22 protein-coding genes are annotated in these 22,134 nt (G+C 45.2%); 6 read left to right on the forward strand and 16 right to left on the reverse strand.

Going from position 1 to position 22,134, the window contains the following annotated elements; genetic code table 11:
- Nucleotides 1-99: 99 nt before the first annotated feature.
- The gene (locus tag MHN31_RS01835) at nucleotides 100-1,140 is read right to left on the reverse strand and encodes a S66 peptidase family protein (RefSeq protein WP_239443304.1); all 1,041 of its coding nucleotides are present in this window, start codon (nucleotides 1,138-1,140) and stop codon (nucleotides 100-102) included.
- A gap of 169 nt (nucleotides 1,141-1,309) precedes the next feature.
- Here MHN31_RS01835 and MHN31_RS01840 point away from each other — a divergent pair, with 169 nt between their 5' ends.
- On the forward strand, nucleotides 1,310-3,496 hold the full coding sequence (locus MHN31_RS01840) for a DUF5916 domain-containing protein (RefSeq protein ID WP_239443305.1): 2,187 nt from the start codon (nucleotides 1,310-1,312) through the stop codon (nucleotides 3,494-3,496).
- 49 nt (nucleotides 3,497-3,545) lie between these two features.
- Here MHN31_RS01840 and MHN31_RS01845 read toward each other — a convergent pair whose 3' ends face one another.
- On the reverse strand, nucleotides 3,546-5,594 hold the full coding sequence (locus tag MHN31_RS01845) for a winged helix-turn-helix domain-containing protein (protein ID WP_239443306.1): 2,049 nt from the start codon (nucleotides 5,592-5,594) through the stop codon (nucleotides 3,546-3,548).
- Nucleotides 5,595-5,993: 399 nt separating this feature from the next.
- Between MHN31_RS01845 and MHN31_RS01850 the strand changes: the two genes are divergently transcribed.
- Nucleotides 5,994-9,482, forward strand: coding sequence for a cadherin-like domain-containing protein (locus tag MHN31_RS01850; protein ID WP_239443307.1), 3,489 nt, complete (start codon nucleotides 5,994-5,996; stop codon nucleotides 9,480-9,482).
- Between the two features lie 50 nt (nucleotides 9,483-9,532).
- On the opposite strand, the gene MHN31_RS01855 is transcribed toward MHN31_RS01850, so the two are convergent.
- A complete protein-coding gene (locus tag MHN31_RS01855) occupies nucleotides 9,533-10,912 on the reverse strand; it encodes an aminotransferase class I/II-fold pyridoxal phosphate-dependent enzyme (RefSeq protein ID WP_239443308.1) in 1,380 nt (459 codons plus the stop codon).
- An 86-nt stretch (nucleotides 10,913-10,998) separates the two neighbouring features.
- Between MHN31_RS01855 and MHN31_RS01860 the strand changes: the two genes are divergently transcribed.
- Together MHN31_RS01860 and MHN31_RS01865 are read left to right on the forward strand one after the other, a co-directional pair.
- Complete coding sequence (locus MHN31_RS01860) at nucleotides 10,999-12,429, forward strand: PLP-dependent aminotransferase family protein (RefSeq protein ID WP_239443309.1); 1,431 nt, start codon at nucleotides 10,999-11,001, stop codon at nucleotides 12,427-12,429.
- 34 nt (nucleotides 12,430-12,463) lie between these two features.
- Nucleotides 12,464-13,117 (forward strand): hypothetical protein, encoded by a 654-nt coding sequence (locus MHN31_RS01865; RefSeq protein WP_239443310.1) that lies wholly within the window; start codon nucleotides 12,464-12,466, stop codon nucleotides 13,115-13,117.
- Nucleotides 13,118-13,120: 3 nt separating this feature from the next.
- On the opposite strand, the gene MHN31_RS01870 is transcribed toward MHN31_RS01865, so the two are convergent.
- From MHN31_RS01870 to MHN31_RS01925, 13 genes are all read right to left on the reverse strand, one after another.
- The gene (locus MHN31_RS01870) at nucleotides 13,121-13,741 is read right to left on the reverse strand and encodes a LysE family translocator (RefSeq protein ID WP_125557534.1); all 621 of its coding nucleotides are present in this window, start codon (nucleotides 13,739-13,741) and stop codon (nucleotides 13,121-13,123) included.
- A gap of 132 nt (nucleotides 13,742-13,873) precedes the next feature.
- Nucleotides 13,874-14,005, reverse strand: a complete 132-nt coding sequence (locus MHN31_RS24145; RefSeq protein WP_267251319.1) for a hypothetical protein — start codon at nucleotides 14,003-14,005, stop codon at nucleotides 13,874-13,876.
- A 257-nt stretch (nucleotides 14,006-14,262) separates the two neighbouring features.
- A complete protein-coding gene (locus tag MHN31_RS01875; protein WP_239443311.1) occupies nucleotides 14,263-14,718 on the reverse strand; it encodes a hypothetical protein in 456 nt (151 codons plus the stop codon).
- A gap of 113 nt (nucleotides 14,719-14,831) precedes the next feature.
- On the reverse strand, nucleotides 14,832-15,113 hold the full coding sequence (locus MHN31_RS01880) for a hypothetical protein (protein WP_239443312.1): 282 nt from the start codon (nucleotides 15,111-15,113) through the stop codon (nucleotides 14,832-14,834).
- Between the two features lie 92 nt (nucleotides 15,114-15,205).
- Nucleotides 15,206-16,096, reverse strand: coding sequence for a hypothetical protein (locus MHN31_RS01885; protein WP_239443313.1), 891 nt, complete (start codon nucleotides 16,094-16,096; stop codon nucleotides 15,206-15,208).
- Entirely contained in the window at nucleotides 16,083-16,523 is a 441-nt protein-coding gene (locus MHN31_RS01890; protein ID WP_125557539.1) for an SUKH-3 domain-containing protein, read from the reverse strand. Before MHN31_RS01890 ends, MHN31_RS01885 begins: the two co-directional genes overlap by 14 nt.
- 95 nt (nucleotides 16,524-16,618) lie before the next feature.
- A complete protein-coding gene (locus tag MHN31_RS01895) occupies nucleotides 16,619-16,921 on the reverse strand; it encodes a hypothetical protein (RefSeq protein WP_239443314.1) in 303 nt (100 codons plus the stop codon).
- Nucleotides 16,922-17,189: 268 nt separating this feature from the next.
- Entirely contained in the window at nucleotides 17,190-17,660 is a 471-nt protein-coding gene (locus tag MHN31_RS01900; protein ID WP_239443315.1) for a hypothetical protein, read from the reverse strand.
- Nucleotides 17,661-17,761: 101 nt separating this feature from the next.
- Nucleotides 17,762-18,013, reverse strand: a complete 252-nt coding sequence (locus MHN31_RS01905; protein ID WP_239443316.1) for a hypothetical protein — start codon at nucleotides 18,011-18,013, stop codon at nucleotides 17,762-17,764.
- A 115-nt stretch (nucleotides 18,014-18,128) separates the two neighbouring features.
- Nucleotides 18,129-18,455, reverse strand: a complete 327-nt coding sequence (locus MHN31_RS01910; protein ID WP_239443317.1) for a phosphotyrosine protein phosphatase — start codon at nucleotides 18,453-18,455, stop codon at nucleotides 18,129-18,131.
- A complete protein-coding gene (locus tag MHN31_RS01915; RefSeq protein WP_239443318.1) occupies nucleotides 18,452-18,679 on the reverse strand; it encodes a hypothetical protein in 228 nt (75 codons plus the stop codon). Before MHN31_RS01915 ends, MHN31_RS01910 begins: the two co-directional genes overlap by 4 nt.
- Before the next feature lie 158 nt (nucleotides 18,680-18,837).
- Nucleotides 18,838-19,320 (reverse strand): hypothetical protein, encoded by a 483-nt coding sequence (locus tag MHN31_RS01920; protein WP_125557547.1) that lies wholly within the window; start codon nucleotides 19,318-19,320, stop codon nucleotides 18,838-18,840.
- Nucleotides 19,321-19,438: 118 nt separating this feature from the next.
- Entirely contained in the window at nucleotides 19,439-19,765 is a 327-nt protein-coding gene (locus MHN31_RS01925) for a hypothetical protein (RefSeq protein ID WP_239443319.1), read from the reverse strand.
- A gap of 1,086 nt (nucleotides 19,766-20,851) precedes the next feature.
- Here MHN31_RS01925 and MHN31_RS01930 point away from each other — a divergent pair.
- Both MHN31_RS01930 and MHN31_RS01935 read left to right on the forward strand, forming a co-directional pair.
- Entirely contained in the window at nucleotides 20,852-21,169 is a 318-nt protein-coding gene (locus MHN31_RS01930; protein ID WP_138539075.1) for a hypothetical protein, read from the forward strand.
- A gap of 57 nt (nucleotides 21,170-21,226) precedes the next feature.
- Entirely contained in the window at nucleotides 21,227-21,937 is a 711-nt protein-coding gene (locus MHN31_RS01935) for a YafY family protein (RefSeq protein ID WP_239443320.1), read from the forward strand.
- Nucleotides 21,938-22,134: the final 197 nt, after the last annotated feature.

Genomic DNA, 22,134 nt, shown 5'->3' on the forward strand with positions numbered 1-22,134 from the left:
TGAATGAAATGAAGGACCTTTTACCGAAAACCGCAGTATTTTCGACCAGCAACAGATTTTCGGGACGAGCCACACTCGTCCCAAACTAATACTCAATACTTAACGCAGATGCTGCATCAGAGTCCAGTGTTCATCATCCTGGCGTACCTCTGCCAGTGCCCCATTGATCAGCACCATGTTAGGCGCAATATGAGAGACATCAACACCAGTAATAACAGGTACCGCCAGATCACCTAGCGCCATTTTCACCGCAGTATCCCCATCAAATGCCTTACCGGCATTGCCAGATACCGCGTTACGACCAATGAGAATACCGGCTGCATTTTCGAACGCCCCACGTAACCTCAGACTCTGCAAAGCGCGATAGTAAGCAGTCGGAGACTGTTCCGCATTTTCAAAATAAAAGATCAGTTTATCTTGCGGATGTCTGTCAAGCAGCGCCTGAGGATCAAAGTACTCTGAGCCAAACATCAGCATATGTGTGTCCAGACAGCCTCCTATCAAGCGTCCCTGAAACGATACCGGCTTAGTATGCTGTACATCGCCATTCAATACTTCCCAGCGACTTGGCTCGGTCAGATTAAAAACAGCCTGACTGTCTTGCGCATAATTGCTATAACCTTGTTCATACAAAGGCGCGCTGTACTGCGTGAACGCCTTACCCGTTGGCGTTTTTAAATGGGTGAAAGTATCGGCCGTCAGTGCATCGGTTTGTGCCAAAGACAACTGCATCAGGTTAGTACAATGACAGGTTGCCCAGCCCAGTTTGCTGGAAAACGCGCTGAGTACGGTGCTGATATCTGAAAACCCCATCAACCACTTTGGTCGTGCCTGCTTCAGAGCCTGCCAGTCCAGCAAGGGCAAGAGATCCATCGCAATCTCTCCACCCCAGGGCGCCATAACTGCATCCACCTGGTCGTCCAGTAAAAACCGCATCAGCTCATCCACGCGCCTGTCCACCGATGCGCTCACATGTAACTTATCCTCACGTAAGCAGCACCCTTCGAGTACCTTGAAGCCACGCAGCGCCAGATCACCCAAGACAAGGTCAAGTCGGGGATGCAAAGGTGCCGCAACGCCGCTGGAAAATGCGGTAACCGCAATGGCACTTCCTGAGATAAGAGGGGCTGGATAGTGCATAAGCTGTCCTTTTTACTTACTGAAAATTTAAAACCATTTAATTCATAACGTTAGGCAGGTATTTGTCACACAATTTCCTCACTTTGTCACCTTATTTCGCGCCTTTCTCACGCTTTTTGTTTTCGCCTCAACAACAATGGAGCCAGCTTTTTACGAAACGGATAAAACAATGAACAAGTTGAACGCACTAAGCTTAGCCCTTTGCTCTCTATACGCAGCTTGCGGTAACGCACAACAATCATCGGAGACCATTCGTCCCTGGCAGCAATTTACGCAAAACGACACCACAATCCCACGTCTCAGTGTGGCACCTGATATAGACGGTGAACTGACTCCTACAGAATGGCAAAATGCGCGAGTGGTCACAGATTTTGTTGAATTCCGACCCACAGTGGGTGACACCCCAAGGTACCCGATCACGGCGTATGTTGCCTATGATGAACACTTCTTTTACGTTGCAGCTAAAATTACGCAGCCCTTCGACACGATCACGGACAGAGTACTCACCCAGGGGGAACGAGTCTGGAACGAAGACTATTTTGGCCTGATCCTTGATACTAACCATGACAAATCCGATGGCTACTTGTTTCACGTTACCCCTTCGGGCGTAAGAGAAGATGGCCTGGTAAATGGCACTGAATATATCGCAGAATGGAAAACACTGTGGTACGCCAAAACCCAACAACAGAACGATGGCTGGACGGTAGAAATTGCCATTCCCATGCAGTCGTTGTCCTTCGACCCGGACGCTGCAAACTGGGGGTTACAATTGCGCCATAAACTCTCCAGTCCCTATGTGCAATCATACTGGAACCTTAATAACCCCAACTCATCAGGCTGGCATGCGTCACAAACCGCGCCAATTTCCGGACTACGCGAGTTAAATCAGGGCAAAGGCATTGAAGTGAAACCCGGTCTGGCATACAAAGACTCACTGGAGGAGAGCAGCTTTGAGCCTTCGCTGGATGCCACTTACCGGTTTACCCCCAGCCTGACCGGTCAGTTGACGCTCAATACCGACTTTTCCGGCACAGATGTCGACGAAATAGAAATGAACATGACCCGCTTTGGTCAGTACTACAGTGAAAAGCGCGACTTCTTTTTACAGGACAGTCAGATATTTCGTTTTGGTGGAATGGACGACAACGATTTTAACGGCATGCCATTTTATTCGCGCCGTATTGGTCAGGGCCCACAGTCGGGCGTGCTGGATGTTAACTGGGGCACGAAACTCACAGGCCGAATTGGCAATACCGATCTGGGTGTATTGAGCGTCAACCAGGAACGCGACGGAAACATAGCTGAAACCACTCAACTCAGTGTCGCCAGAGCCAAACAACACATTGGCGAGCGCCATCAATTGGGTGCAATCTTCACCCATGGCACTGCCGATGACAGTGCCAGTCAAACACTCAGTGGGATAGATTACCGCTTTGACGATATTGTATTTGGTGAAGAACAATTGATTGCCAACGCCTTTTACCAGTCTATCGACCTGCCAGGTGACCTGTCTGACAGTGACAGTAAAGCGTATGGCTTGGCGTTCAAAATGCCGAATGATCGATTTTATCTGGACACCAAGTATCGCTATATCGGCAAGGACTTTAACCCGGCAATGGGGTTTGTGAATCGCACAGACCTGAAATACTATCACCTTACCAGTCACTACCGGGTACGCCCACAAACAGGCTGGCTGGGTGACAACCTCAACCTTTATCAGTTCAGAACCTATTATAAGCGCTGGGAAAACACTGATGGTGAAAAGAAAGGTCAGCAGTTGTTCTTACAGCCTTTGATAATACAAACCAAATCTCATGACTATTTTCACATCAGCTACGATATGTACAATAAAGTGCTCAAAGACCCGTTCAAGTTTCGTGACAACATTCAGTTTGCAGAGGGTGAGTATGATTACAATCAATGGACGGTGTTTTATGAAACAGCCAGCGATCGGCCTATCTTTGCCAGTGGCCGAATTGTCAAAGGCGACTTTTTTGATGCGGATCTGACACGCTATAGCATGACACTGAACGCGCGCCCCAATAAACACTTATATGTGCAACTTGGCCGTCATATGTACTACTACGAACGGGCTGGCGAGAAGAGCAACATGTACAATACTCGGCTAAAAGTGAATATAGCCTTTAACAGCGAGTGGTCCTGGAATTCACTATTACAGCATAATACCCAGTCAGACAGTTTCTCACTCTTTAGCCGACTACGCTATGAACCAGCGCCAGATGAATTGTACCAGTTGAGTATTAACAAAGGCTATGACTTAGAGGATGGCTGGCACGATAAAAAGGCCGTATTTTCTGAAACCGCCGTGAAACTTAACTACACCTATAGATGGTAAACTTTGGTCGCAAAGCGCGTTGCACAACTTCTGGCAACGCGCTTTCTTGTTAACGTGCTATCGTCTTGTATACATCGCTTCTAAAAGCCGCTTTACGACCATAGATCACTTGCCCATCACGAACATCAAACCCCATATAGGAACCTATGTCCTGGCGAGACAAAGGGTGTAACCCTTCATCGCTCAGTTTATAGCGGGCCAGTTCGTGCCACTCTTTGGTCATCAGATACACTATGCCATTCTCTATCTCCAGATTGGAGAATGGCTCCAGCGCCCCTATTTTTTCTCCCTGCGTCCGATCTATGCCATTCAAAATACTGGCAAAAGGAAAGCGATAAAGCACATGTTCCATGTCTGTCAGATACACATACTCGGGCGTTGCAGGATCCGATAATGCGGTTATCCAGCCTTCAGGCAGCTGCGCAACCTGCTGCATCTGACGATTGTAAATTTGCACTCGTTTTAGCTCATTTTGCTTCACAGACAACGTAAACAAGCTATTACTCAGCCAGCTTTGCTGATAAATATAGCCATCAAAAAATAAGGTATTACCTTGCTGTGCCTCATTGGTGGGGATCAGCCACATGGCATGATTATCGTGATTGATCAGCAAAAACTCATCATCAGGTGACAAAGCCATATCCCTCAGACGTGCATGATCCGGCAATCTGGGAAGCGGCCTGGCCTGCTCTTCTGGCTGCTGATAATACACCTGTGAGCTACCGGAACGGTCAGAAATAAAATACACCCCGGTGTCGGTATGCGCTAATCGAGGGGAGCGGTCCAGTCCATTGCTGTTATCCAGCACAAAGCCCGTTTCCAGCCACTGCAGCTCAATGTCTTTGTCATAAGTTGTGAAGATGTAGTCCTTACCATTGCTATGGCGAGCAATATTGCAGCAAATTTTATCACTCAGGCTACTGAGCAAAGTCGGCTGGCTATCGGTAAAAGACTGATGATACATCTGAGTTCGCGGGCTGGAAGAGGAAAATACAATGCCCTTATGGTCGTGGTCCCAAATCGCGCCGTGGATCAGACCGGTTCGGGAAATCTGTAATGCTTGCTGTGCAGACTCAGGCTCATAGGTGATCACACTGCTGTTTCCGTCAATTGTGTGTGCCGTCAGCAGCAGCTCGCGAGTGCCTGGATGTGCATCCAAATAAGCCAACCGCCATGAGGATTCAAGCTCAGTTGGTAATTTCCTGATATCGCCAGAAAAATCAAAAGTATATAAGTCGTTTTTATGTTCGAAACGGCGTTCATGTGCCAATGAATATATGCGGTCTTCGCCTGCAACGTAAATGCTGTCATGATAAATCAGATCACAGTTATACAATGCTTCTGAGGGCGGTGCAAGTTGCTGCGCTGCCAGGTCCAGCCTGGCTTTAAACCAGCCACATCGCTGCTGATAGTAGCCTTTAAAAACCAAATACTCGCCCTGACTACCGAGCAATTGTTGTAAATGATAACCAGGTGCGTCAACGGACCGTGGTAAAGCACGATTATCACTATCATAGTCAGCCATCCACAAACTACGCCCTTGGTCCGCGGTCACATTTAAAAAAGCAACATGAGACTGGGATGCCAGCACAATAGGAAACATCTTGCCGCCACTCACCCGACTCAGCGCCTGACTCTCCCCATATTGTAATGAAGGTGCGCGACTATAGTGCCATACGAGACTGCTCAGCAAGCCGGCCAGAATCAGCACGCCCAACAACAGATAGCGCGAGAAGGCAGGCTTTTGTTTTGCCGATTGAACTGACGAAGCTGAGATTTCTTCCACTCCTGAGTTGATCGGCGCAATAAAGCGATAACCTTGTTTAGGCACGGTTTGGATATATTGAGGCGCCTTAGGGTCATCACAAAACACCTTTCTCAGATTGGCCACCAGCTTGTTTATGGCATTATCCGTCACGATAGCGCCTTGCCAGATTGCGCTTTGCAATTCATCCCGCCCGATAATACGGTTGGGGTTGTTGATAAAAAATGTCAGTAATGAGAGCTGCCGTGGATCCAGTGTGATGCTGTGCTCACCGTTAATCAGCTCATTGGTTTGTTGATAGAGGCGAAACTCGCCAATTTGTATAAAATCCATGGATTTCTCGTCAACCCTCAGCCATGTTATTACTACCCGACAAGTAGCTTAAAGCTGGCAAATTTAGGCTCATTATTATTCTTTTGCTATTACGTCTTTGTGCTCGCAGGCAGCGAGGGAAACCGTGACGAAACACGTTAGGGTTTAGTCTATGATCATCTCATTGCTTTGCAACCCGCCAGTGAAGAATCATTGCAAAAACCCACCATACCCGAACAAAATACAGTCAAAACTCAATCCTATCGAAAGGAATTGCATACAATAGTCTGTATCCCTAGTGCTGCTGAGATTTCCGGCTATTTAAAATTCACTTTTTCGACTTATAAACTATGCTTACCCTGCTCACTAAATAACCAAAGGAAGGGCGATTTTATTTCGCTAAATAGAACAGGTGTGTTTATGAAAAGTCTCAAATTATTATTGGCAGCCTCTGGCCTGACAGCCATACTGGCTGGATGCGGCGGGTCATCCGATAGTGGACCGTCACCCAACCCAAATCCAAATCCTGACCCTGGCGTAGAAAACCAAGCGCCCTCAGTCAGTATTACTGGTGATAACGAAGCGCAGGAGAAAACCGCTGTGTCGCTTAAAGCCAATGCGACAGACAGCGATGGCGAAATCGCCAGCTACAGCTGGAGTGTGACATCAGGCCCTGCTACCACATTAAACAACAGTACAACCAGTGATGTCAGCTTCACAACGCCCGAGGTAACCACGGACACTGTTATGACCATCGCAGTAACCGTGACCGATGACGACGGCGCAACCAGCACAGCCACGAAAAACTTCACAGTTAAACGTTTGGTAAGGTCAGTTACACTTAACGGTATAGTGACCGATGCGCCAGTCGCAAATGCCTCTTTAATGGCATATGTAGGCGATGAGTCCTTCCCGGCGACCGCCGATAACGATGGTATTTACACGATTCAACTTGATGTAGATGATTCAGCCGTAAACCGGCTCATTCGTATCCAGGCTAATGGTGGAACTAACCAGGAGAATGTCGAGTTCTATTCGCAGCTAGAAAGCTTTGAAACGGTCGCCACTCAGGCTGGTGATGACGGCATAGTCAATAGCAGCGAGAACTTTGGGGTAAACATCACCAATGTCACCACTGCGGAGTATGCGCTAGTCACACGCTCTGTGGGTGGTGTGCCGCAAACAACGGATGAGCTGAACAACGCGTTGGTCGGTGTTGATGCCAATGAGAAACTGACTTTATCGGCACTAATAAAACTGGTTGTCGATGGCAGCGGCGATACCAAATTCTCTTTACCTGCGGGTGTAAACAACACCTTTGAACTGGTTTCAAACCAAAGCGCCATTGATGAACTCACGAATACAATCAACGACACGGATCCGACTTTGATTGATACCACCAAAGAATCCATCAAAAACGACGACAAACTCGTTGATAATGGTGAAGGTTCCATTGTTGGCTCATATCTGATTGGTTCAACACGTTGGTTCCGCAGTCACTTTACGGAAATGACATTAAATGAAGACGGAACTGGTACCTTCACCGACCACACCAGCGGTACCATCACCTGGACACAGGCGACTGACGGAGCAGTGAGTATCGTTTTTGGTGACGGTATTTTCTCACCCAGGCACAGTTGTAAAAATGCCGAAGGCATGAATTATACCTGCTACTCACGGTACAAAACCGCCACTTTTAGCATTTACGATGACAATGACTTTGCCAAAGCAATCAGCCTGACTGGCGTGCGAGATGAGATCAAAGCCGATGATGATACTGTTTTAAATGCGGATGTATCTGACACGGAAGACTTTACTATGGTTGTGCGTGGCAACACCATTACTCCCACTGCGGCGCAAATGCAGGGAGTGTGGCACTTTGACCAAATGTACTACCTGATGGCGGGTGAAACCGGCAACGAGTACTATCTTCCGCAAACCAGTAAAATGATGTTCAACCAGGATGGCACCGGTAAATCGACCTTACCAGATGGCACCGAGCGTGATTTCAGCTGGGAAGTTAGTGCGAATAATCTGGTTGTTATGCTTGCCAAAACTGACACTATGGAAGCACAAACGCTCACCTACTGGTTATTAAAATCACTGCAAAGTGGTTTTCAGTTCTGGGCAATCACCAATGATGCCGTGGCCACTGAACCAGACAAAATGGCGTCAATGACGCACCGTCACCGCACTGGCATCATGATGCCTGAACAAAATGTCACCCTGAACAATGCGATGGCTCAAGGGCGCTTTGCTCCTTACTATGGGGCAAACCTGCCGCAAAACTATTTCTTCGACAATTTTGTCAATGGTGTCAGCTATACACAACTAAACAAGTACACTCAGGTTTGGGAAATTGATGGCCGTACCTTGTCGCTCAATACCTACTATGACAGCATGAATCAACGTAATGTACATCAGTGCCCTGAGGGCGCAACGCCTGAGAGCTGCTCAGTCAATGCCAGCAATCACTATGAGGTTATCTCTATGGATAACACTAGCTGGTACGTACGCCATAGCTTTACTAACTCATTTGACCCGGGCCCGGGTTCCAGCTACATGCTCAAGTACATGAAAACCGGTACGACCTTTACCCAATTCGACTATATGTGGATGGATAACCGTATTTTCCACATCCTAAACGGCGGTTTTCAGGCCGAGTTAAAATACTACTTCCTGAATTACAGCGACGATGACACCTTTACCCGGGTAATTCGTGACAGTAACTTTAGCGAAATTGGCACTTACTCTGTTAAGTCAGGCAAGCTGCATTCGGACGAGTCTGGGTCGGTCACAGTGAGTGACCTGAAAGGCTTTGATCGGGACTACATTAAGGTCTGTAATTATCCGTTGGATACCAACTGCGATCAGGGTGAGGAAATGACCTACTACCTTAATGGTCAGGCAGCGAGTAAAGCAAATATGGTCACCCCCCCTGTGCCAGTTTACTCAACCGACCCACTTAACGGCGCCTGGTATGACCCCAACGAGCCCGACTTTGTGGTGGTGATCCGCGACGGTAAATGGGTGCATATGGAACTTAAATCGGATGATACACCTGATGCGATGGCAGGACTGGAGGTCGGTTATGCCAGCTGGAATGACAGCACTGGCGAATTTATGGTCGATAAGGTTTTTGACGCCAATGGCTCGTATGGCTTTGATTCTGCGCTCAAACACACCATGATGATCGATGGTAATACCCTAACCGTTGATGTTGAGGGTGAGCCCTCGTTCACCTTCACCCGACTGGTAGACGCAAATAACCCCTTGGTGGGTGCTTATGTGGAGTATCCACTGGATAGCGGCCGGATCTGGGTAACAGCATTTATGCCCGGTAATAAGTTTTTTGAAGCAGACTATGAAAGCGCCGACTCTGCCATGGCCGGTATCAACTACGGTAGTTTTAGCTATGATGCCAGCACAGGCCAAACTGAGTTAACGTTTGAACTGAACCAGCTCGCAGACAGCGGCACGCGATTCGCCATGTTCCTGAACGGTGATGTGATCCAGTGGAAAGACGGCAATGACCTGGGCATAGTACAGCGTGTTAAACCTATGTCTGGTCAGCCCCTGTTTGATAGCCACACTCTGATGTATGAACGCTATGCACTTATCAATGGCGATCAGACTATGTATGTGGAGTTCCACAGCGGGAACTTAGCGGAGATGGTCACAGAGGGTAAAACACGCGCCTTTACCTGGTCAGTTAATCAGGGACAATTGATGCTGATGGCAAACACCCCAGCTTCCGGGCTTGGTGCTGAAGGTTATGTCATTTCACCAAGCTCTATGCTCGATGATGGCTGGAAAGTGTCTGTGCTGAAAATGATGGAGCCAGATCCAGCCACTGAAAACGACCCAACCAGCTCATATATGCGATTTGATGCAGATATGCGCCGATAAGTAGTAGCCATGCGCGATCCCTTCTTCCCTGAAGGGATCGCCATTTCCCCTTAATTTGCTAGCCTGGATAGTTCCGCAATGGCCAGTTCGACATCCCGTTGTTCAGTACGCCAGTTGCTAAAAGCGCACCTTATTACAGGGCTCCCCTGCCACCTACCCGGCGTCATAAACACCTGACCAGCTTCATTTAACTGGGCTAACAGCACCTCCGTATCATACGTATTGGCAGCGCTGGCCGAGAACACAACCACATTCAGCTCACAGGCTTTCACCAATTCATACGCTGGTGAGGCGTTGATCCAGTTAGCCAAAGTTGCCGCCTGCGCCACATTACGCTGGATCTCCACTTTAATACCTTGTTTACCATAAGCGAGCAAGGTTGCCCAGACAGGCAGCGCTCTGAAACGTCGCGAGTTTTCAATCCCTAAAGACATAAAAGGAAACGCCTCTTCACTATTTGCCAAATAAGGTGCATCCACATTGCAGGTTGCAAACAAAGTATGCGGATGACGAGTCAGAAATACGCCACAGTCATAGGGTACATTGAGCCACTTGTGACAATCCAGGGTGATACTGTCTGCCAGTTCAATCCCCTGAGTTTTGCCATTTGGACCATTCAGCAATCGCTCGAAAATACCAAATGCGCCATCCACATGTAACCAGGCCTTATGTCGGCGACATAACTGCGCTATCCGAATAAGGTCGTCATAATCTGTTCCGGTCACCGTTGCTGCACTGGCAATCACGATTTTTCCCCGGCTATCACACTCACTTAGCTTGCGGGCCAGATCGTGAATATCCATGGCTTCGGTGCCCGGCTCTCGGGCAATCTGGATCCAGGTTTCCTGACCTAAGCCTGCCAATCCGAGTGCTTTAACCATACTGGCATGAGGCGTCGCAGCAAACACAGTGCAGTCCAAACCTTTGCTCCCGACTTTTGCAACGTCTATCCCCTGACTCAGTCCGGCGTTCTGCCTGGCGGTCATTGCGCCCAACACATTGGCGGCTGTGGCACCTGTAGTCATCACCCCCTCAAACACCGCGGGAAGCTCAAATAGCTCAGTTAACCATTTGATAGCCTGACGTTCTACCTGACTGGCAACCGAATCTCCGCCTTTCGATACATTTTGGTTGTACAAGGTCACCAGCCAGTCGGCATAAGTAGCCACGGGATTGGCACCACCAGTGACAAAGCCCCAGTAACGCCCGCCGTTACTGGCTGAAAGTTGTGGTGCAATTTCATCGTTAAAGATCTGGCTGAATGCCTCAAATCCCGCAGGCTGGTCGCCGAGCGTTCTTGCTTCCAGACTAACGTTCGAATTGCTGACCCTGCGGGTATCGAGCGAGTCCCGAAACTCATTGCAGGCTAGCTCCAGTGCAGCCAGTAGCTGAGCGTAGGTTGGTAACGACTGAGATAATAATGAATGCATGATGGCTCCTTTTGACTTTACGCTCTCACTGTAACGTGATAGAAAAAAGGTAACAGATACAAAAAATATAATTTTTTAGATAACAGATGGGTAAACAGGCAAAGTATAAAGTATTAGCAGAGCAGTTTATCTGTGCCATGGACGGCGGGGAATATCCACAAGATCAGCCTTTACCATCATTACGTCAACTCAGCGCCCTGCATCAGGTCAGTATGACCACGGCACTGGCCTGTTATAGATATCTTGAGTCTCTCGGCTACATTCGCGCAGATCCCAAACGCGGCTTTTTTCCCTGCTCAGAACATAATCCAGTCCCACTCACTGAACACGCACAATTTAATGCCCAGATCAGTACGTTACCAAAAAGCCCACCACGGCGACTCAGGTCGGGGTTTGCCACCGCACAACTCGACGCCAACCTGATAGATACGCAACAACTACGTGCCTCACTGAACCGGACGATGCGAGGCAACCTCAGCATGTTTAATTATGGCGATCCACTCGGTGAGCCAACACTGAGGCGAGCCCTGTCAGAGCACCTCCAAGCGCAAGGCTTTGTGTTGCAGGAACAGGCGTTGATCATCACACAGGGCTGTCTGGATGCGGTCAAAACAGCGCTGGAGATCACAACCAAAGAACAGGATGTGATAGCAATCCCTTCGCCATGCTATACCGGCTTACTGGATACACTGAGCGTAATGGGCAGACAAGTGCTGGAAATCCCAAGTAATCAGGATGGTATAGATCTGGCCCAGTTAGAAAGTGCCATGGCCAGGCAAGAAATTGCGGCCTGTCTGATCAGCGCTAACTTTCAGAACCCAACGGGACATAGCCTGAGCACGCAGCAAAAACAGATGCTCGCCCGCATGGCAAAGCAATATCAAATTCCAGTGATCGAAGACGATGTATATCGAGAACTCAGCCACACAGGCACGACGCCTTTGCCTGTAAAGCATTTTGATGAAGACGGCTGGGTAATATGGTGCAGCAGTATTTCCAAGACACTGGCACCGGGGTTCCGGCTTGGCTGGTGTGCACCTGGACGTTTTCACCAAACCTATAACGATCTGATCCGAGTTCGCTCTTTAGGATGTAATCGGCCACTCCAACTGGCACTGGCAGATTACATCAACCGGGGACACTACGCCCGTTATCTGAGAAAACTCAATCAGACGCTAGCCTTACAATGCAACCGATACATCCAGATTTTGACACAATTGCTGCCAGCTAACATCAAACTCAACCGTCCGCAGGGTGGGCTGGTATTGTGGTTTGAGTTACCACAGGTCGATACTCAGCAACTTCAGGCACAACTGCGTGATGAGCGGATTTATATACTCTGTGGCGATGCGTTTTCGACGACTGAACTCTATCATAACTATGTTCGGCTGAACTTTGGTCAATGCTTAAGTTTAGAAATTGAGTCACAGCTTATCCGTTTTGCTCAGCTTGTTATCCAAAATAGGTGTCAAAAATCAGTCGAAGATGAAACTAAAACTGGTACAAAACATGCTTAATTTTTAAACTACGAATTATGCGGTAATGACTATCATGGATCTGACACAGGATGAGCTGGACTACATTCACCTGGTGGTGGAAACCTCTCAGCTCGATTTATTTCAAGCGCACGCCAATTTGTGCAACGAGTTAAAGGCGTTTACCAGTGATCTGCTTGAAGAACTGGCCCAGCATGAGGCCAGTTACGCCCAAACTGAGCGTATGCTCGATTCACATCTGCGTACAGCCAATATTGTTGACTTCCCTGCTCAGCCAATGAGCCCTGCGTTTAGCCAAAATAACAGTCAGTGGCATCCAGATCACCAGACGCTGCTTTCCATTATTGATGACCTGCCGCATATTGTCGAAGGGCATGGCATGCCACGCAGCTGGCGATTCACCCCTTACCCGTCTGTACGGTTATTGCTGAACTTCCCCCGGGCGTCCTTTCATGTCGATTCTTTGTCACTCACTGGTGCCCGCATCTGTACTTTCCCGCTCAACGCTTCGCAGTATGAAGACATGTTTACCGTGCGTGGTGCCAGCCTGGTGCTACCAAACGGACAATGTATTCATGTAGATATCGCATCAGTGGCCAGCCGGGGTTCACATCGACTGGCATTGAAATTCGATCATTACACCGTGGCAAGCCCAACATTAAAAGTCTTTGTAGTCAGCAATTATGTCCGATTGCATGGCTGGCACTAAGCGCTAGATAGTCTGATAAACAACCCGGGCTGCCAGTAGTAAAAACGTGCAGCCAAGTATCTTGTCGATAACGGCCTGCTTTGCTGTCAGGTCGAATCTGTCCCGGGCTGATGCTGTCACGACGGACACAAAGAAATACCACAGCGCGTCAATCACCAGCACCGTCATGCACATAATCACCGCCGTTTGAAGTGTTAACGCTTCAGGGTCGATAAACTGAGAGAATAATGCGAGGAAAAAAATAGCCAGTTTTGGGTTCAAAAAGGCAATAGCAAAGCCATCTTTTGCCGCTGCAACATAGCTCTTAGCATCATGCTCAGTGGCGACCTCAATACCGCTACTTTTACTGGTAAGGATCTTGTAACCCATATAGGCAAGATAGGCGGCGCCGGCATATACCAGGCCCTGATAGACCAACGGGAATTGCTCAATCAAACTCGCTAAACCCAGTAAAGATAAGCTCGCGTAGATCCCCACCCCCAAACCGTGAGACAAACTCGCGACAATACCATGTTGAGCGCTATGATACAGGCTGTAACGCAACACAACTGCCAAACTTGGCCCCGGAGACATAGCTCCCACACAACATATAAACGCCAAACTCAACCAAGCCGTTAATTCCATCACATTTTCCCGCATTACAAAAAGTGCTCATTCTAACCGAGCTAAAAGTGCGGGCCAATATTTTAATGCGCCTAAATAGCAAGGCTCTACACTTACCCACTCTTTTGTGCAGCGCTTATATCCAGCCCTGAGTCAGTCATCGCGGCCTGTAACCAGAATATAAACCAACCAAATGATGCCACTGAAGGAAAATAGTGTAGCAACTGCAATAGCGACCCACTTTACCAGCACATCTACGAGGTTATTGTTCTTTTCAGTTTTCATGTCCTCTCTCCTTGACTGAATATATTTCAGTACTTTAGCGACATGACATTCCCTAAATCCACCCCAAGAATGTGACCGAGAGTTCGTACCAATCATTTTATGCAGAGAAATAAAAGTCCATGAACACAGTAACTGCCAGCCACTGTGTAGCGGTCTAAATTTACCTGTTCATTTTGTCAAATTGAAACTGGCAAAGAAAAGTGAACCGCACACTTTGTGCCAGAGCTTGATAGTGTAACTCCCTCATAATTAAATTATTAAGAGGCATTTTCGCACTTACCAACACCTTGGTTAACTCCTTGAATTCGCATGTACCAGTTTTGAGTGTCTGCCATCTTGGCCTTTATGTCATCGACATAGGATGGTGATCCCTTAATCGGATCTATGTCACCGAAGTACTTGCCGTCAATCCAAAGCGCTCCTGCCGCAAGCATATAACCGCGCCACCCAACATGTTCTAAAGTGTATGTACACTTAATTATTGAAACCAGATGCTCAGTAAAAACAGTTTCGTATTGTTCGAGGAGATCTGCTTTAGTTTTGACTTGATTAGAGAGCGGATAGGCAAATAGCTCTGACACTTTGTTTCGCTCGTTGGCTAACACAAGCTCCCGAAACCCTTCATAGAATTTGCTTGCATCTGTCTCAGCCGACAGCAAGCGTTCTGCTACACTCATGTTGCTATAAAAAACGGTGAAAATATAAATTATCATTCGAACCATCTTTGCCTCTAAGCGCCGCAAATAAACGACTAAAAACAGTTGGCTATAACTTGTAAGGCACGAGCAAAGCCAACTGTTTTTTGTCCGCAATTTAATTTGTTTTGTTAAGTGCTTTTTACTTTATGTTTTTTGTAGCTGAAAAGTAGAAAAGCTGAGAGGAAAACAGCATTAATTGACACTGATGTAATTATGCTTCCAGTGATTACACTGCACGTACCTGCACACAACATTTCTGGCGACAATACTACACCAAGTGAGCTTAGAACAAAGCTAAATACAAGTAACCACTTTTGCGAAACCCATTGCAAAATTTGAAGCTTTAATAGAAATGGAACGATTAGAGCAAAAGGAGTAGCAGCCCAAATAACTTTAACAATAAAATCCATAATTCACCCAAGCACATAACGTCCGCATATACAGAAAAAATACTTGGCTAAAATTGGTGAGGTACGAACCAAGGCAAGCTTCCTGACTCCGCTCACAATGCGCTTGCTAAGGTTTTTATATCTGAAATCGTCGTTAATTTTGACGTTTCACTGAAATTGGGAGTAAAAATACTTTTACCATCTTTGTAGGAGTAACTCCCCCAAATACACACAAGCCATTCATCTAGTGATTCTTTAGCATCTATTGGTATAGAGTGTGGCTGACTAACCCATTCACCTTTTAGATGTAAGCTCGAATTTTTGCCATTTTTACCTTTGTATTCATGAGAAATACTGTATTTAACATACTTATCTTTTAATATGGTCCCTTCCAGCTTCCATGGTCCACCGATGACCATGTGATCACCTGGATTTATTTGAACTCTTGTATCCTCGTTGTTTGATATTTCAATTATGTTTTCTTTTCCAAGCTGTTCCGGGCTTAGCTTAGTCCCATAGCCCAGAAAAAATAAAGGCCTAACAGCGTAACTTTGAATAATTGCATACGTATCTTTTACTACAGCCCGACATTCCTTTGCACTTTTTATACCTGTTTCACCAACACCTTTCCATAGCGTTGCTACTTTAGGAATTGTATAGACATAGGCACGTCCATTTTTTGTCTCAAAGGTCATTAAAGATTCATTATTGTCAATAAAATACTCGAAAGTGGTTCCTTTTTCTTTTTCAGAGTTTGAATACGTCACTTCAAATTTTGAGTACTGTGACCACATAGAAGTGTAATTACAACTATTAATTCCAGAGCAGTCCTCTGCTAAAACAGTAACTGGTAACAACAGCAAAATTAGAAAATATTTCATGAGCATACTTGACCCCTGACGCTTGCCATAAACGGCAAAAAATAATGTGCGAAACTTGGCGAAGAAGGAACACAAGCCAGCGGTTTTGTGTCCAAGGTTTAAGCGTTTGTTAGGCTTTTTCAAGTGCCTTCCCATAATTTATACCCAACAACACTCTTTTTACTGTTTCGTCGAAGCTACCTACTTTGTATAGCTGTTCATCTGGATCAGTAAAAATGTAAAATTCATTGTTATCGTCTACTAATAACATCATATGATCATGATGTGCCGATGCGATAGAAAACAATGAGGTATTTAGATTTACCCAGTAGTTGTGAAACTCGCCTCCAAAGTCAAAGGTTTCTGTTCTGAAGCAAATATCACTTGCCGAACATTCACGACCTGCGCCCACCTTGCCTACATTGAGACCGCCGAATTCAGTAATGACTTTAATTGCGTTTTGATAAGCTGATTTGAAAGAGTTCAAGACTTGCTTCTTTACCTTAATCTTTCGGCCTTTATGCCATCCAGCATTGATGAATAAATTTTCTACATATTGTTCAGAGTTCATAGAAGCCCAGCGCCCCACATATGGCAGCAAAATGCTTGGCAGAATTGGAGAGGCACGAACCAAGCCAAGCTTTTGGCTCCGCCATAAAACGATTATTATGTGGCAATGTAACGGAAGATACCACCGCTTATCAAGCCTATAATCGGTAACAAATATAAGTAAACTAATTTACCCTTTTTAAGCCATAAGACACTGGATACAACACTTGCAAGAAAAATAAAAATACCTACACCAGAAAATACAGACCAAACCATTGCACCGAAGCCATAGTATGGTATTACAAAAAAATAGAAAAGTGAGTTAGTCAAGAATGGCTGTTCAACACCGATAAAATATGAGATGTAAAAGCTAATAAACAAAAAGTACCAAGCCATTAAAATAAACGCATACTTTTTCATAATCACACATAACACCTACTGCAGCTGCTAACAAAATGGGCGCTTTTTCTGCGGTTTTTGCTAAAAAATGACCTTTTTAGCAGTCGACCTTTTTCAAGTGATACCCGCCGGTAAATTCAAAAATCGGTTGTGCCTATGTTCTGGATTGAAGCGGATGCCCTTGCAACGCGGCCAACATAGAAAAAATAAAGTGGTAATAGATTTGTTCATATCACCTCAGGCACATACCCCTATAAATTCTGTTCCGATTTAAAAATTTGTTAGGGAGCTATTCCTCGTAATACTCATAAGGTTTAATTGAAGTGCTATAATTCCCAAGCGTAAAACCGTTTTCTTTTTTTGAGTAAACTAATTCAACAAAAACTCTTCCCATTTTTATCCTAGGGTCAGACTCTTTTTCGCCTGTATAAATTAGTTCACTTTCAAAAACAACGTCGTTATAACCATCAGAGTTTACATCTTTAACCACCTGATTCATTAAGCACGGAGAATATAAATAACCATTGTCATGACAGTCATATATTTTGATCCATTGTCCGTGTTTAACTTTAACACTTCCGTTTCCTTTTGAAGTAAATTCGAATAAAAGAGGATGAGTTACCGCTTCGTTGACTGTTACCAACTTTTTAACATGCCAATAGATTGGCTGCTCAGCTTCTAAGATATCCTCGTTTGTGAGGAGCTGATTCCCTATAGCCCACCCGGGAATACTCAATAGTAAAATTAAAAATGATTTCATTGTGCTCTCTACCCCCCATTGAGAGGCCGATCAATAGCCTGATAAAATTATGCAGCGCAGCGGAACCAAGCAAGCTGTTAGCTGCCCTTTGCCATGGCTCGCTATGAGCCATCTTTAGAACCGTGTGCAAACAGTAAAAATTTTGGGGCATATCCTGTGATTGTTACATGACCAGATATATAACCCATTAAAAAAACCACTGCCGTGACAACCCAAATAAAATGGTCATATGGCTCTGTGAAACCAACAAAAATTATCATTGGAACTAGCAAAAATGATAATACAAAAATAAAGCCTGACAGCACTCTGAATGGAGTTCTAACTTTAGCAAATTGTTCCTTCGATATACTCATATTTACCTTGGCTTACGCTGCCATAACCTGACGAAACTTAGTGGATTGGTTTTGTGCTATTAAAGCACAAAATTGAACCACGCAGTGGAGGTCAGGTCGATAGCCTTTTAAGCGCTTACTCCTCCAAATGCGCAGACACTAAACTCTCTAGCTCCTGAACCAGTTCGGGGTCCATATATTTATAATTGTCTCGAATATCTAATACATATATGGGCTTGTGATCAAGCAAGCGAGCGAACTCAGCTTTAAGCCGATTTTTATGTTTAGACTCCATAGCAAAAATCACATCAGCCCAGCAGATATCCGTTGAGCTGACAGTTTTCCTTGCTTTTGGACTTGTTCCAGCCGATTTGGCATTAAAATCGGCATGCTTTCGCCATATAGCTTCAGCCGTAGGGCTACGCCATTGATTACGGCTGCATATAAATAGTAAATTTTTCATTTATCGTCATCCAAAGGCTGTTCACTATCCAAAGTTTGCCGAACAGTCTTCTTTGGGTACTCGATACCAAGCTGCTTTGCTCTACGAAGTTTTTCACTGCGCGTATACATAAGCTTCCAATTTTTTTCAGCGATCCATTGCTTTTCAGTAGTCTCGTTGTTTTTTCTCGACTTCACCTTTGCCTTAAACCTTCTCCAGGCTTTATTTCTTAAGATATTCATCATTCATTCCTCTTTAGATTATCGGGTTCAGCAGCCGCGATAATATGGAGGATATTTTCTGAGCCTGTGGTCCCTAACTTCTTAAATAACTGACAATGAAGAACAGGCTAAACCGAAAGAGCCTGCGATGCGGTGTTCGTGTTTACTTGTATTGTTAGGCATCAAAACGACTCAAAGCAGGTTTCAGTGTCACCTTCAAGCCACTTAAAAACGGCTTCTGAAGCAGTTTTCCACTTTTTAGATTCATTTAGTTTATAGATTGAAATAGATGCCGGGCATGCACCTGTCTTTCTTATTTCAATTAATTGTAAAAAGCCCCCGTTGGTCGATGATTTAAACTCAATGGAAACTTTTGCATCTTCCAGATCATCAGAAATTTCGTGATATACATTTGTTTCCGATGATGTCGTTATTGGTAAAAACACACCACCTGCGGGCATTAATATTCCATCTTCTTCTTGCCCGGCATGACATCTAATTGTATTTACGACAATAATATTAAATGCTTTTTTCAGAGGAAGTTGACTACACACTTCCATAATTTGATAGGGATTTTCACGTAATTCCTTTTCTGTTTTCGGAATGTAGGGACTGGCGCACCCAGAACAAAAAAACAAGAACATTATGTAAATTAAATACTTCATGACTTCTCCTTGTTGCTTAACGCCCCAATAAACTGCCCAGTGAGCGCAGCTATACTTGGTGGCGGCCTCGTGCCAACCCAGCGGCGCTTACTGGGTCAGCTTCGTTGGATTGTTAAATTCACTTTTCGCCAATATACCCAGCATGGTAGATATAGCCTTGATTTGGTATTTTTATCCAGCTGTCATCATCACAATGGATATGGGCTTCGTAATATTGTCCTGTCATTTCCAGAGAGTACCAGTGATCCATGTCTTCTGCGAAGATCACACTTCCAGGAAGTGGCTCTGGTGTCATGAAATACGGTTCTACTGTTTTAAGAGCTTTCCACCATTGGATGAGAATTCTTGGCTCCATTTCTGGATACCAAAACCAATGTTTATAGCCATACTCCTCTTCGAGCAGGATAAGGAAGTCGTTTTCTCGACCTGTAAGCTCTTTCTGCATGTACCTAAAATTTAACGCTTTGATAATAGAGAAAAATTATAGGCTACACTGCCGCCCCGCGGCAAGCCTATGATTTTATGTTCTTATTTATTAACTTGTTATATGCCAAATACACCGAAAATAGCAAACAAAACCATCACCGGTAGCAAAAACGCTAGTACTTTTTGAATTATTGAACCAACAATATTCTTTAAAAACGAAACATCAGAACGACCAACAAAATTGAAAACATGCTCAGCACTGAAAAGTACAAACACCGATGCCGTGACAATAGTCAAACCAACCTTATCTAAAGAAAGAAATAGTACAAAACAGACTAATAGCAAAACTCCAACAAGTGGAATTAGCAAGCTTCTTAGGAGTTTATTAATGATGCTACCCTTGGCTTATAACAGATAATTAGTAAGGCCTTGGAAGGTAAGTGGTAACCAATGTATAGACAAACCAATAAAACTTCAAAAATTATCGTAAATCATATGCTAATTAAAAATGATGTTAGATTTCAACAATCTGAAAACTATGTAGAAACTCAGGATATACCTAATTTTAGAAGAATGATCGAAATTACTGATTACGATAATGGACAGCCCATTACTCATAAGCTTGAACTGTATAAAACTGATCGAAGTGATAGCTACAAAGTTTTTCGATGGCAAACCTAGGAAAGAGCGCATTGAGTGGATCAATATTTTGGCGGGAATCAGAAAAGCACTACCCAGATTAGTAAGAGCGTGACCTTCTGTTGATCGCTCATCACGGGCCGTCAAGTCTAAACCTTTCCTGCTCAGCTGTAAGAGCAAATATGGGCTACGACACATTAAGGGCAGCCACCTCAACATAACCATAAGAACAATCCAAAAAATCCGCCACATTATTCAGTGCAATGTTTGAAGGGATAGTTCTTTAGTATTCTGATTTATATACAATTTTAATAATATAGTTTCGCGTTTTTCTAGCCAATTGCGGGACTCCCCATGCTAAATCAACAAGATCGATAGCAAAATAGTTAGCCTAAAAAAACCTACTGACACTCCCTGACAAAGCCGCGTGTTTTACTGTCACCAACTTAAACAAGGAGATAAAAACATGAGCACAAATATCGTAGAAATCGCCACCTTCAAACTGGCTAACGGTGTCACTGAAGCAGACTTTCTGATTCAAAATGAACACTTTATGGCTTACGTTAAAACACAACCGGGCCTGCTATACCGCTCCGTATCAAAGCATGCTGAAACCGGTGTCTACACTGACATTGTATACTGGAATACATTGGAAGATGCCCAACGCGTTCAACAGGCATTTGAGCATGAGCAAGTATGTCAGCAGTTTGCGGCGGTGATTGACAAAGAGAGCCTGTCACTCACCTTAACTGAGGTAGTTGCGCAAACCCCTTGCAGTGAGTAACCTGACTCAGCATATCAATGCCGGGATAATTCCCCGGCTTTTCCCCGGAGTAATGTAGTGCACAAATCTGAGCGTTTATTTCAGCTGGTTAACCTGCTCAAAGGACGACGCCTGGCCATTACGGCCAAGCAACTTGCCGAACGGCTGAACGTGTCTGAGCGCACTATATACCGCGACATCCAACATCTTCAAAGCTCTGGCGTGCCTATTGAGGGCGAAGCTGGCATTGGTTACCTGATAGCCCAGTGTGACTTACCTCCCATGATGTTTACCGTTGCGGAGTTACAGTCTTTATTGTTGGGCACCCGCATGGCCAGCGCCTGGACTGATCCAGTCTTATCAGAACATGCCAGCAGCGCGATGGCTAAAATTGAGGCAGCGCTTCCTGAGCATCTTAAACAACAGCTTGATGACTTTCCTTATGTTGCCGCCAGCTTTGGCCACACCGAAGATCATCAAAGGTTTAGTAGTACATTGCGCGAAGCTGTGGTTCAGAAACGCCAGGTCAGGTTACACTATAAAGATGCCAAAGAGGCATATAGCGAGCGAGATATAGAGCCGCTCGGACTTGTCTACTGGGGTGGTAAATGGACCATTATCGGCCACTGCCTTCTGCGCAACGATTACCGCGAATTTCGACTCGACCGGGTCTGTGACATCTCCTTGCTGACGCACCGCTTTGAACTCACTAAAGAAAAGAACCTGCAGCACTATATCGCCCTGGTCAAAGCAAAATACGCCGAAGACACCACTCAGACGAACCCTTAACTGCAGATGTGCTCCCAGTTACTGCTAATTATCGACTGAGTGTAAATACTCATCTGATCTGTGTGCTTTTTTTATACGATTGTTTTTATTTAATAAATTATCAATAATTCATTCTCAGTCAATCAACCAGATCAAATAATTCGCCACACAAGCAACATTTATTAAACGCAAATGAGAGTTGTTATCATTTAAAATCA

The organism is Pseudoalteromonas sp. McH1-42, from assembly GCF_022347845.1.
GTDB classification, from domain to species: Bacteria; Pseudomonadota; Gammaproteobacteria; order Enterobacterales; family Alteromonadaceae; genus Pseudoalteromonas; species Pseudoalteromonas rubra_D.